At 66.6% G+C, this 10,858-nt stretch carries 11 protein-coding genes; 6 read left to right on the top strand and 5 right to left on the bottom strand.

From position 1 onward, the window contains the following. Positions 1–2: 2 nt before the first annotated feature. Positions 3–1,223, top strand: a complete 1,221-nt coding sequence (locus AC1D0P_RS14700) for an MFS transporter (protein WP_477677416.1) — start codon at positions 3–5, stop codon at positions 1,221–1,223. A gap of 33 nt (positions 1,224–1,256) precedes the next feature. On the opposite strand, the gene AC1D0P_RS14695 is transcribed toward AC1D0P_RS14700, so the two are convergent. Together AC1D0P_RS14695 and AC1D0P_RS14690 are read right to left on the bottom strand one after the other, a co-directional pair. Beyond that, the gene (locus tag AC1D0P_RS14695; RefSeq protein WP_477677415.1) at positions 1,257–4,220 is read right to left on the bottom strand and encodes a DNA topoisomerase III; all 2,964 of its coding nucleotides are present in this window, start codon (positions 4,218–4,220) and stop codon (positions 1,257–1,259) included. Next, positions 4,217–4,738 carry a TlpA disulfide reductase family protein gene (locus AC1D0P_RS14690; protein WP_477677414.1) on the bottom strand — a complete coding sequence of 174 codons (522 nt, stop codon included), beginning with the start codon at positions 4,736–4,738 and terminating at the stop codon, positions 4,217–4,219. The genes AC1D0P_RS14695 and AC1D0P_RS14690 overlap by 4 nt, the downstream gene beginning before the upstream one ends. 174 nt (positions 4,739–4,912) lie before the next feature. Here AC1D0P_RS14690 and AC1D0P_RS14685 point away from each other — a divergent pair, with 174 nt between their 5' ends. Genes AC1D0P_RS14685 through AC1D0P_RS14675 form a run of 3 tightly spaced genes read left to right on the top strand, consistent with a single transcriptional unit; the run spans position 4,913 to position 7,151 of the window. After that, complete coding sequence (locus AC1D0P_RS14685) at positions 4,913–5,548, top strand: SET domain-containing protein (protein ID WP_477677417.1); 636 nt, start codon at positions 4,913–4,915, stop codon at positions 5,546–5,548. 53 nt (positions 5,549–5,601) lie between these two features. Next, the gene (locus AC1D0P_RS14680) at positions 5,602–6,489 is read left to right on the top strand and encodes a biotin--[acetyl-CoA-carboxylase] ligase (protein WP_477677413.1); all 888 of its coding nucleotides are present in this window, start codon (positions 5,602–5,604) and stop codon (positions 6,487–6,489) included. Next, positions 6,483–7,151, top strand: coding sequence for an SPOR domain-containing protein (locus AC1D0P_RS14675; RefSeq protein ID WP_477677412.1), 669 nt, complete (start codon positions 6,483–6,485; stop codon positions 7,149–7,151). The genes AC1D0P_RS14680 and AC1D0P_RS14675 overlap by 7 nt, the downstream gene beginning before the upstream one ends. A 4-nt stretch (positions 7,152–7,155) precedes the next feature. Here the strand turns inward: AC1D0P_RS14675 and ypfH are convergent, their stop codons facing one another. The 3 genes from ypfH to AC1D0P_RS14660 all read right to left on the bottom strand — a co-directional run bounded on the left by ypfH (position 7,156) and on the right by AC1D0P_RS14660 (position 9,269). After that, on the bottom strand, positions 7,156–7,803 hold the full coding sequence (ypfH, locus tag AC1D0P_RS14670) for an esterase (protein ID WP_477677411.1): 648 nt from the start codon (positions 7,801–7,803) through the stop codon (positions 7,156–7,158). A gap of 79 nt (positions 7,804–7,882) precedes the next feature. After that, on the bottom strand, positions 7,883–8,806 hold the full coding sequence (locus AC1D0P_RS14665) for an NAD(P)/FAD-dependent oxidoreductase (protein WP_477677410.1): 924 nt from the start codon (positions 8,804–8,806) through the stop codon (positions 7,883–7,885). Beyond that, positions 8,796–9,269, bottom strand: coding sequence for an Rrf2 family transcriptional regulator (locus tag AC1D0P_RS14660; protein WP_477677409.1), 474 nt, complete (start codon positions 9,267–9,269; stop codon positions 8,796–8,798). The genes AC1D0P_RS14665 and AC1D0P_RS14660 overlap by 11 nt, the downstream gene beginning before the upstream one ends. Before the next feature lie 174 nt (positions 9,270–9,443). On the opposite strand from AC1D0P_RS14660, the gene AC1D0P_RS14655 reads away from it, so the two are divergent. After that, the gene (locus AC1D0P_RS14655) at positions 9,444–9,920 is read left to right on the top strand and encodes an FKBP-type peptidyl-prolyl cis-trans isomerase (RefSeq protein ID WP_477677408.1); all 477 of its coding nucleotides are present in this window, start codon (positions 9,444–9,446) and stop codon (positions 9,918–9,920) included. Between the two features lie 169 nt (positions 9,921–10,089). Beyond that, positions 10,090–10,488 carry a response regulator gene (locus AC1D0P_RS14650; protein ID WP_477677407.1) on the top strand — a complete coding sequence of 133 codons (399 nt, stop codon included), beginning with the start codon at positions 10,090–10,092 and terminating at the stop codon, positions 10,486–10,488. Positions 10,489–10,858: the final 370 nt, after the last annotated feature.

Genomic DNA, 10,858 nt, shown 5'->3' with positions numbered 1-10,858 from the left:
ATATGCACACTCCACTCCCCATTCCTTTCCAGCGCCTGGCCTGGTCCAACCTCGCCGCGCAATCCGCCGAACAGCTGAGCCTGGCGGCCGTGCCGCTGGTCGCGGTGCTGGTGCTGGGCGCCGGGCCGGGCGAGATCGGCCTGCTGGCGGCGCTGCAGACCCTGCCTTTCCTGCTGCTGGCCATCCCCCTGGGCCTGCTGGCCGACCGGGTCTCGCGCTGCCGCCTGATGGTGGCGGCCGAAACCTTGCGCGCGCTGTCCTTGCTGGCGCTGCTGGCCATGGTGCTCACGGGCCATCTGTCGATCGCCGGGCTGGCGCTGCTGGGTTTTATCGGCGCAGTGGGCACCGTCTGCTTCAGCGTGGCGGCACCCGCATTGGTGCCGGCCATCGTGCCGCGCGAAGCGCTGGCACGTGCCAACGGCCGGTTGGAGCTGGCGCGCAGCATGGCTTTCGCGGCCGGCCCGGCGCTGGCGGGCGCACTCGTCGCCTGGGCCGGGGCGCCTGCGGCCTTTGTGCTGGCGGCGATTTTGTCGGCCTCGGCCGCTGGCTTGCTATTCAGCCTGCGCGAGCCGGCCCGCACACCGGCCGTGGGCCGCCATGCGCTGCTCGAGATTCGCGACGGCGCGCAGTTTGTCTGGCGCCAGCCGTATTTGCGCCCCATGGTGCTCACAGGCATCGTCTGGAACATCGCCTGGTTTGTGCTGCAGGCGGCTTATGTGCCTTATGCGGTGCGCGTGCTGGGCCTGACGGCGCAAGGCGTCGGCATCACCCTGGGCGCTTACGGCGCGGGCATGGTGCTGGGTGCGCTGCTGTCGCCGCGCGTGGTGGCGGCCATACCTTTCGGCCGCGCCATCCAGCTCGGCCCGGCCGTGTCGGTGCTGGCCGCCGCGACCATGGTGGCCACGCTGTTTGTGCCCAGCGGTATTCTGGCGGGCCTGTCGTTCTTCCTGTTCGGCGTCGGCCCCATCGTCTGGACCATCACCTCCACCACCTTGCGCCAGAGCATCACGCCCCACGCCATGCTGGGCCGCGTCTCGGCGGTATTCCTGGCCGTCAACGCCGGTTCACGGCCTATAGGAGCGGCACTGGGCGGGGTGGTCGGTGCATCGTGGGGCGAAGCCGCCTGCCTGTGGCTGGCGCTGGCCGGCTTTGCCTTGCAGGCGATCGTGATCTTCGGCTCGCAGCTGCACGCACTGCGGCAGCTGCCCGAGCCGGCGATATAAGTCCCCGGCCCCGCTGCAGTTTCAGAGCTGCTCTTACTCGGCAGTCAGGTGCTTGCCCACGATCCCTGCCAGCTCAAACATCGTGACCTGCGGCTTGCCGAACACCGGCAATAACTTGGCGTCGGCATTAATGGCGCGCTTGTTGGCCGCGTCTTGCAGGCCTTCGGCCTTGATGTAGTCCCAGAGTTTTTTGATGACCTGGGTGCGCGCCACCGGTTCCGTGCCTATCACCGCGGCCAGCGCGGCGCTGGGCTTGAGGCCTGCGCCCGGCTTGGCGACGCGCGGCGTTTTGGGCTTGGCGGTTTTCGCGGCGGGTGCCTTCTTGGCCGCGGCCTTCTTCGCGGCCGGTGCTTTCGCGGCCTTCACCGCCACGGTCTTACCGAAGGGCGTTTTCACCGTGCCGGTCTTGGCCGCCGCCGGTTTGCGCGGCGGGAACTTGGACGGCGCGAACTCGAAGTTCACCTTGTCGGCTTCCTTGTCCCAGGCCAGCATGGCCTTGAAGGGGCGGCGCGTGCGCATGGAGACAAACTTGTCGAGCAGGTCGGTCTTGCCGGTTTCCAGCAGCTTGTGCATCTGCTCGCGCTCGATAGGCTGCTGCAGGATGACCTGGCCGGTCTTGAAGGTGCAGCTGGGCGTGGGTTGCGCCAAGGTGGGCACGGATTTTTCGCAGACGTAGTTCTTGCCGAGCTCGAACACGCGCGAGGCGCAGCGCGGGCAGGGGCCCAGCGACTGCTGCTCGCCGAAGTCGACGATCTCACCGGTTTCGCCGTTCTTGTCGTCGCCGAAGTCGAACTCAAGCTTGTAGTTCTTCGTCTCTTCGTCGAACTTGATCACCATCTCGGCGGTGAAAGGCCAGCCGGCCTTGGAGCGGAAGCCGTCCAGCGGGCCGATCTTCTTGTCGCGCAGGAACTGCTCGACCTCGGCCACTTCAAAGGTGCGGCCGGCCGGCGTCTTGCCGAAGCTGAAGCCGCAGCCGTCGTCGCCTTTTTTGCCGGTGCAGGTGTAGCGGCGGTAGTTTTCCTTGATCACGCCGCCACAGTTAGGGCAGGGTGCCGACAGCGTGGCGTAGTCGCCGGGAATCGTGTCCTTGTCATAGCCCTTGGCCTTGTTGACGAGGTTCTCCGTCATGGCCGCGATCTCGGCCATAAAGGTTTCGCGGCTCAGCTGGCCGTGTTCCATCTGCGCGAGCTTGTGCTCCCACTCGCCGGTCAGCTCGGCCTTGGAGAGTTCTTCCACGCCCAGTCCACGCAGCAAGGTCATGAGCTGGAAGGCCTTGGCCGTGGGGATCAGCTCGCGGCCTTCGCGCAGCATGTACTTCTCGGCGATCAAGCCTTCAATCGTGGCGGCGCGCGTGGCCGGCGTGCCCAGGCCTTTTTCCTGCATGGCTTCGCGCAGCTCGTCGTCGTCAATCGTCTTGCCGGCGCCCTCCATGGCGCCCAGCAGCGTGGCTTCCGAATAGCGGGCGGGCGGGCGTGTCTTCAGGCCCTTGGCCTCGACCACTTCGGCGCGCACCATCTCGCCGGGCTTGACCGGCACCAGGCTCTGGCCCTTGTCGCCGTCCTTGGCGTCGGCCACTTCGTCGGCGGCTTCCTTGCCGTAAATCGCGAGCCAGCCGGGCTTGACCAGCACCTTGCCCTCGGTCTTGAAGCTGTGGCCCACGGCCTGCGAGATGCGCGTGGTCACCAGGTATTCGGCGCTCGGGAAAAACACCGCCATGAAGCGGCGCACCACCAGGTCGTAAAGCTTTTGTTCGGCTTCGCTCAGGCCGCTGGGCGCCTGCAGCGTGGGGATGATGGCGAAGTGATCGCTGACCTTGGCGTTGTCGAAGATGCGCTTGCTGGGCTTGATGTAGTTGCCCTTGATGGCCGTCGCCGCGTGTGGTGCCAGGTGGCGCATGCCGCTGTCGGCCAGCATTTCAAAGGTCTGCTTGACCACGGGCAAATAATCTTCGGGCAGCGCGCGTGAATCGGTACGCGGGTAGGTCAGCGCCTTGTGGCGTTCATACAGGCTTTGCGCGATGGACAGCGTGGTCTTGGCCGAGAAGCCGAACTTGCCGTTGGCCTCGCGCTGCAAGGAGGTCAGGTCGAACAGCAGGCCGGCCGCCTGCGTGGTGGGCTTGCTTTCTTCCGTCACCGTGGCGGCCTTGCCGCGCACGGCCTCGGCGATCGCCAGCGCTTCGCGCTCGGACCAGACGCGGTCGGCTCTCAGCTCGGGATCGGGTTCCGCGCCTTCACCGTTCGCGGCATTGGCCGCGGCTTTTTTCCATTTCGGGTCGAACCACTTGGCCGGGTATTCGCCGGCCTCGGCCAGGAAGCTCGCGTGGATTTCCCAGTAGTCGCGGCTCACGAACTTGCGGATTTTTTCCTCGCGCTCCACCACCACCGACAGCGTCGGCGTCTGCACGCGGCCCACGGTGGTCAGGAAGAAACCGCCGTCGCGCGAGTTGAAGGCCGTCATGGCCCGGGTGCCGTTGATGCCGACCATCCAGTCGGCTTCGGAGCGCGAACGCGCCGCGTCGGCCAGGCCCTGCATCTGCTTTTCGCTGCGCAGGCTGTCAAAGCCCTCGCGGATCGCGGCCGGCGTCATGGACTGCAGCCACAGGCGCTTGACCGGCAGCTTGCTGCCTGCGTATTGCTGGATCAGGCGAAAAATCAACTCACCTTCGCGGCCCGCGTCGCAGGCGTTGACGAGGTTGCCCACGTCCTTGCGCTTGGCCAGCTTGACGATGGCGTTGAGCCGCGTCTTGGTCTTGTCGATGGGTTTGAGGTCGAAGTAGGGCGGTATCACCGGCAGGTTGGCGAAACTCCACTTGCCGCGCTTGACGTCGAACTCTTCGGGCGCCTGGATCTCGACCAGGTGGCCGACAGCCGAAGTGACCAGCCAGTCGTCGCTCTCGAAATATTCATCGTGTTTTTCGAACTTGCCGGCCGTCGGCGTGATGGCGCGGACGATGTCCTGCGCCACCGAGGGCTTTTCTGCAATCACAAGGGTTTTCATATGTACTTCTTCAAACCTTCTACATCTTCGGGGAACATTTCCCCGCTTTCAGCGAATACGACTTTGCCTTCACGGCCATCCGCCGACACCTTGAGCACCACCACCACGGGCAGGCCCACCGGCTTGGGCAGGAATTTCGCGACTTCGGGGGTCAGCATCCCGGCGGGAAAGCTGTAGCCCTTGGTCTTCATATAAGTAGCCGCGGCGGCCGGCTGCTTGTCGATGGATAGCGCCAGCACCTCCAGGCCCCTGGCCTTTTGGGCCCGCCACAGTGCGTCTATATGGGGCGATTGCACCGCGCAAAAAGGGCACCAGCTGGCCCACCAGTACACCACAAGCGTCTTTCCGCCTACCTCGGAAGGCTTCCAGGCGCCGCCGTCCAGCAGCGCCACGGGCGGCAACACCAGGGTGGCACCGACCTTGGGCAGAGGGCTTTCCCCGCCCTTGGCCCATGCCGGCAGGCCCAGCCCGGCCACGAGGGCGGCGGTCGTCTGCAGCAGGTTTCGGCGTTTGAACATGGGGAGYTCCTGGGGGACTTCGCGCGGCATCACTACAATAGCGGCTTCTCGCGCATGTACGCGCGCGGGTGCGCACGCATACGCGCGCACGCGCACATGCATGAATTAACCATACCAAAAAAATACGTCGTGTCAAAAAACCAGGCTTCCGCGTCGCTCGCGCCGCTCTCTTCCATGCCCACCGCACCGGCTCCCACCACCGACGGCCGGCGCATCCAGACACGGCGCTCCGGCGTGCACGGCAAGGGCGTCTTCGCCGTGCAGGACCTGGCCGAAGGCGAGACCCTGATCGAATACGTCGGCGAGATCATCAACTGGAAAGAGGCGCTCCGCCGCCACCCGCATGACCCCAAGGACCCGAACCACACCTTCTACTTCCACATCGACGAAGAGCATGTGATCGACGCCAAGCACGGCGGCAATTCCTCGCGCTGGATCAACCACAGCTGCAAGCCCAACTGCGAAGCCGACGAAAACGATGGCCGCGTCTTCATCAAGGCGCTGCGCAACATCAAGGCCGGCGAAGAGCTGTTCTACGACTACGGCCTGATCATCGACGCGCCCTATACCAAGAAGCTGCTGGCCGAATATCCCTGCTGGTGCGGTGCGAAAAACTGCCGCGGCACGCTGCTGGCACCCAAGGACGACGACAAGAAGTCCAAGGGCAAGAAGAAGTCGGCCAAAAAAGCCGATAAAAAGGCCGAGGCCAAGGCCGATAAAAAGAAGGCTGAAAAGAAAGCCGGCAAGAAGGCCGCTCCAAAAGTCGATAAAAAAGCCGACAAAAAACCCAAGAAGAAAAAGAAAGACTGAGCCGGGTTTTCCTGCGCCGCCGACACCACCAGGCCCCAGGGCCTGGGCTTTTCATGACCTCCTCCTCTTCATTCCCCATCCGATGGCCCGCCGAAGCCCTCTGGGAGGCCCTGGCGCCCTCGCTGCCGGGCTTCACGGTGGAGGTGCTGCCCGAGATCGACTCCAGCAACACCGAGCTGATGCGCCGCTTCCGCGGCAGCCCCACGGTCGAACCCCGTCCCGAGCCCCTGCTGCTGGTGGCCGAGCAACAGACCGCCGGGCGCGGCCGCCTGGGCCGCCAGTGGCAAAGCCGGCGCGGCGACAGCCTGACCTTTTCGCTGGGCCTGCCGCTGGCGCCCGCCGACTGGTCCGGCCTGTCGCTGGTGGCCGGTGTCAGCGTGGCCGACAGCCTGGAGCCCCTCAACGCCAGCCAGGGCGGTAAACCCCGCATAGGCCTCAAATGGCCCAATGACCTGTGGCTGTCCACACCGCAGGGCGAAAGCAAGCTGGCCGGCATCCTGGTCGAGACCGCCAGCTGGGAAGGCCTGCGTTATGTGGTCATCGGCATAGGCATCAACATCCGCGCCGTGGCGCTGGACACCGCGCAGGCCCCGGCCGCCCCATCCGCCCCGGCCGCCGTCCCACCCGGCAGCCTGCAGGAACTGCTGCCCGGCCTCGACGCGCCGGCCGTGCTGCTGCGCGTGATCCCGCCGCTGGTGCAGGCGGTGCAGGCCTTTGAGCGCTTTGGTTTTGCGCCCTTCCAGGCGCGTTTCGCGGCGCGCGACGTGCTGGCCGGCCGGGCCGTGCAGCTCTCCGACGGCACCGTGGGCACGGCCCACGGCGCGGGCGAAAACGGCGCGCTGCTGGTGCATACTGCGGCTGGCATGAAAGAAATCACCAGTTCCGAAGTCAGCGTGCGGCCCGTGGCGGCGCCCAACCCGCAAGGCGCGCGCCCATGCTGAGGCTGCTGGTGCTGGCGCTGCTGCTGGCCAATGCTGGCTACTTCGCCTGGACGCAGGGCCTGCTGGCCGACTACGGTTATGCCCCGGCCGTCCAGGCCGAACCGCAGCGCCTGGCCCAGCAGATCAAGCCCCAGGCCATGCAGCTGCTGACGGCCGCCGACGCGCGCCAGCTCGAAAACGCTGCATCCCCCGCCGCCCCGGCGCAAGCCGCCGCCGAATGCCTGCAGGCGGGCCTCTTCAGCCCCGAACAAAGCACCGCCCTGCGCACCGGCCTCGAAAGCAGCCTGCCCATCGGCAGCTGGACGCTGGAAAGCGGTGTGGAGCCAGGCCGCTGGATCGTCTACATGGGCAAGTACAACAGCGAAGACGCCCTCATCAAAAAACGCACCGAACTGCGCGGCCTGGGCGTGTCCTTTGAAGCCCTGATCAATCCCACGCTGGGGCCCGGCCTGTCGCTGGGCCACTACAGCTCGCAGGCCGAGGCCGAACGCGAACTCGCCAAGGCCGCCACGCGCGGCGTGCGCACTGCCAAGGTGGTGCTGGAGCGGCCCGAAGCGCGCGGCCAGCTGCTGAAGCTGCCGGCCGCCGACGCGGCGATCAAGGCGAAGCTTGAGACGCTCAAGCCGCAGCTCGCTGGCAAGCCCCTGCAAGCTTGCCAGTAACTTTCTAAACGGCTTTCCAGGCGCGCAGCGGCACGCAGGTCTGCAAGCGCGTCACGGCCTGATCCATCAACGCCGGATGCAGCTCATGGCCCAGCGAGCGGGCCACGTCCAGCGTCGCGTCGGCGCCCAATTCCATCAGGTGGTCAAAATCGCTGCGCGTGCGCGCCAGCGGCACGACTTCGTCGTTCTGGCCGTGCAGCAGGTGCAGGGTGGTCAGCGCCGGCGCGCGGGCCGGCCAGACCTGGTAGCCGCCGCCGAAGGACAGCAGCCGGCCCGCCAGGCCGTCGTGCGCGTCGCTGAAAGCCAGTGCCAGGCTGGCGCCCGCGCCAAAGCCGGCCAGCGCGGTGTCCGACTGCAGGATCTCGAAACGCTGCTGCTGCGCGCGCACAAAGGCGGCCAGCACTTCCACGCGCGCGGCCAGGGCCGCCGCATCATCCAGCCCGGCCGCCGCGGCGCCCGCCGCATCGGCGTGTGGTCCCGACAGGCCTTCCGGAATCAGCACCGCGGCCTCGGGGAAAGCGCCGCCCAGCAGATTGCCCAGCTCCAGCATGTCGGCGGCCGTGCCGCCCGCGTCGTGCAGCAGCACAAAGAGCTGGCGCGGCGTGGCGCCGGCGGGCAGCAGTTCAATGGTTTCGGTGTCTAGCGGGTTCATGGCAGGCGGGCGTTGAAGCAGGGGTCAAAAAAAACAGTTGGGGCCTCCGCGGCGGCTTTCAACCACTGTACCCGGCCCGCTATGCCGGCGCCACGCCGTTGGCATCTTCCATCACCAGCGAGGCATGCATGCCTATGCCGGCCGCCACCCCGCCGGCGCAGGCAAAAGTGATGCTGTGCGGCACGCGGGCCATGTCGCCGCCCGCGTAGACGCCGGCCACGCTGGTCAGGCCCCAGGCGTCGATGCGCACGATGGGGCCGAAGGGCGAATCGTCAAACGCGCAGCCCAGCGCCGCCGCCAGCGGGCTGGCCATGCGCACCTGCGTGCCTACCAGCAGGGCCTTGATCGCCACCCGCCGGCCGTCCCGCAGCAGCACGCCGTCGAGCGCGGGTGCCGCGCCCTGCAGTTCGGCGATGGGGCTGGACTCGACCCTGACCTTGCGCGCGGCCAGCGAGGCCTGCTMTTCGGCAGACACCGCCACCACGCCCTGGGTGAACAGCGTCACCTCGCCCCAGTCGGCGAACAGCACCGCCTGGTGCACCGACATCGGCCCGGTTCCCAGCACGCCGATGGCGCCGCCGCCAATCTCATAGCCGTGGCAATAGGGGCAGTGCACCACCGTCTTGCCCCAGCGTTCCTGGAGGCCGGGGATTTCGGGCAGCACGTCGGCCACGCCGGTGGCCAGCAGCAGGCGGCGCCCGGTGAACCAGCGCATGCTGTCCTCGGCCTCGACGACAAAGCCCGCCTCGCCGCTGTCCACACGGCTCACACGGCCGCTGAAGACCTGCACGGTCGGGTAGGCTCGCAACTGCTGCCTGGCCTCGGCCAGGACTTGCGAGCCCGGCTTGCCGTCGTGGCCCAGCACGCCGTGCGACTCCGATGCGAAGCGGTTGCGCGGCAGGCCGGCGTCGATCACCAGTACCTGGCGCCGGGCGCGAGCCAGCTGCAGGGCGGCGGACAGCCCGGCAAAACTGCCGCCCACGATGATGGCGTCATGCAGCATGGCCGGCCTCCGGGGCATGAGGGTGCGCGGCGTGGCCGGCATGGGCCACCATGGCGCGGTTGAAGTCGGCCGACAAGTCGGCCAAGGTGACCTCGCCCAGGCGCCTGGCCAGCAGGGCCTCGGCCTCGCGCAGGCTGCCGGCCAGCGCGCGCTGCACCGACTGCTCGATGACGCAGCCGTCGGCATGCGCGCCCTCGCCGTCCGCCCCGGCGCTGTCACCGAGAGCCATCTGCACGTCAAGCAGCGTGACGGATGCCAGATCGCGCGCCAGCACCCAGCCGCCGCCGTGGCCCCGCTCCGACACCACAAAACCGGCTTCGCGCAGGCCCGCCATGGTGCGCCGCACCACCACCGCGTGCGTACGCAGGCAGGCCGCGAGTTCGTCCGAGGTCATGGGCCCGCCGCGGTGGGCCATGTGCAACAGCGCGTGCAGGACGGCGGAAAGCCGGCCTTTTGATTTCATGTAACTTATCATGTTGCATGATTCTACGGATGCCGTTTGCCGGCGTCCGTGCCCGGCCGCAAATCCCCATGCGGCGCGGGGCCAATACCCGGCGATCCGGCGTGTTCCGGCCCCGGCCCGCCGGCTGGGCGAAAATCAGCGCTTTTACGCATCACGGCCATCCGGAGTTACCACATGAAAATCGCAAAAGACACCGCCGTCACCCTCAGCTACAAGGTGGCGGACGCCCAGGGCAAGCTGGTCGAGCAGAGCAACACGCCTATGGTTTACCTGCACGGCGGCTACGGCAACACCCTACCCAAGATCGAGGAAGCGCTGGACGGCCAGGAAGCCGGCTTCCAGACCGTGCTGGCGCTGGAGCCGCAGGACGCCTTCGGCCTGCGCGATGAAGGCCTGGTGCAGACCATCCCGCGCACGCAGTTCCCGCCCGGGGTCAAGGTCGGCGGCCAGCTCGAGGGCCGCGGCGAGGACGGCCGCCAGCACGTCTTCAACGTCATCAAGATCAAGGGCGACACCGTCATGCTGGACGGCAACCACCCGCTGGCCGGCAAGGCCCTGCGGTTTACCCTGAAGGTCACCGCTGTGCGCGCCGCCTCGGAAGAGGAAATCGCCCACCGCCACGTGCACGGCGAGCACGGCCACCACCACTGATCCGCGTTTCACAACCGATTAGCGGTTTTATTCACCACGTTACCCCCCGTTACGGCTAAAAAACGCCCGCTGGCCTACAGTGGGACTAAGCCTACGCATCCCGAAGGCGGCCGACGACAGGCCCCGCGCGGGATGGCGGCTAAGTTCGTGGATTAACTTCGGGGGTTCCATGGTGATCAACGCGTTCCTTGTCGAGGACAAGCCGGACATACGCAATACCTTGGTGGAAGCCATGGAAGAAATCGCGCCGCTGCGCTTTGTCGGCCACGCCGATTCCGAGACCGGCGCACGCCTGTGGCTTCATGACCATGAAGACTGGGACCTCGCCATCGTCGACCTGTTCCTCGCCGAGGGTTCGGGCTTCGGCGTACTCAAGGACTGCCAGCGGCGCAAGCCGGGCCAGAAGGTGGTGGTGCTGACCAGCCACAGCCAGGAAAACCTCTTGCTGCGTTGCCGCGAGTTGGGGGCCGATGAGGTTTTTGACAAATCACAGGATGTGGAGAAGCTGGTGCGGTTTTGTCAGCATCATGCTGAGAGTCTTGATGGGGTGTTGCCGCCGGCGCAGTGAGGGTGCTCCCTCTGTGCTCTCTTCTTAGTTCTGCTGGCCGGGGGTTGCCCGGCGGCAAGTAACTTTCTTTTGCTTCGCCAAAAGAAAGTCACCAAAGAAAAGGCGACCCGCAGTCTGGGTCCCTCCGCTTCGCTACGGGCAACCTGCGGTGCTCGACTACGGCGGGGTCTCGCGCAAACTCGCTTCGCTCAGACAAGCGCGATCCCTGATCCGCCTACGTCTGCGCTCCTCGGCCCAGCCAGGACGGGGCAATCGGGAWCGGGGAAAGAAGACAGAAAACGAAAATACCAAGAAGACAATACAAACAAGGACTCGCCRTGGCGAGTCCTTGTTTCTTAGGTATTGGTATTCCTTCCCCACCCCTTGTGGA

Source organism: Polaromonas sp. P1_G2, from assembly GCF_056405515.1.
This window is presented reverse-complemented; position numbering and strand designations above follow the sequence as displayed.

Excerpts from the sequence above, each read along its gene's own strand:
- AC1D0P_RS14700 (WP_477677416.1), top strand. The coding sequence starts at position 3 with ATGCACACTCCACTCCCCATTCCTTTCCAGCGCCTGGCCTGGTCCAAC.
- AC1D0P_RS14695 (WP_477677415.1), bottom strand. The coding sequence starts at position 4,220 with ATGAAAACCCTTGTGATTGCAGAAAAGCCCTCGGTGGCGCAGGACATC.
- AC1D0P_RS14690 (WP_477677414.1), bottom strand. The coding sequence starts at position 4,738 with ATGTTCAAACGCCGAAACCTGCTGCAGACGACCGCCGCCCTCGTGGCC.
- AC1D0P_RS14685 (WP_477677417.1), top strand. The coding sequence starts at position 4,913 with ATGCCCACCGCACCGGCTCCCACCACCGACGGCCGGCGCATCCAGACA.
- AC1D0P_RS14680 (WP_477677413.1), top strand. The coding sequence starts at position 5,602 with ATGACCTCCTCCTCTTCATTCCCCATCCGATGGCCCGCCGAAGCCCTC.
- AC1D0P_RS14675 (WP_477677412.1), top strand. The coding sequence starts at position 6,483 with ATGCTGAGGCTGCTGGTGCTGGCGCTGCTGCTGGCCAATGCTGGCTAC.
- ypfH (WP_477677411.1), bottom strand. The coding sequence starts at position 7,803 with ATGAACCCGCTAGACACCGAAACCATTGAACTGCTGCCCGCCGGCGCC.
- AC1D0P_RS14660 (WP_477677409.1), bottom strand. The coding sequence starts at position 9,269 with ATGAAATCAAAAGGCCGGCTTTCCGCCGTCCTGCACGCGCTGTTGCAC.
- AC1D0P_RS14655 (WP_477677408.1), top strand. The coding sequence starts at position 9,444 with ATGAAAATCGCAAAAGACACCGCCGTCACCCTCAGCTACAAGGTGGCG.
- AC1D0P_RS14650 (WP_477677407.1), top strand. The coding sequence starts at position 10,090 with ATGGTGATCAACGCGTTCCTTGTCGAGGACAAGCCGGACATACGCAAT.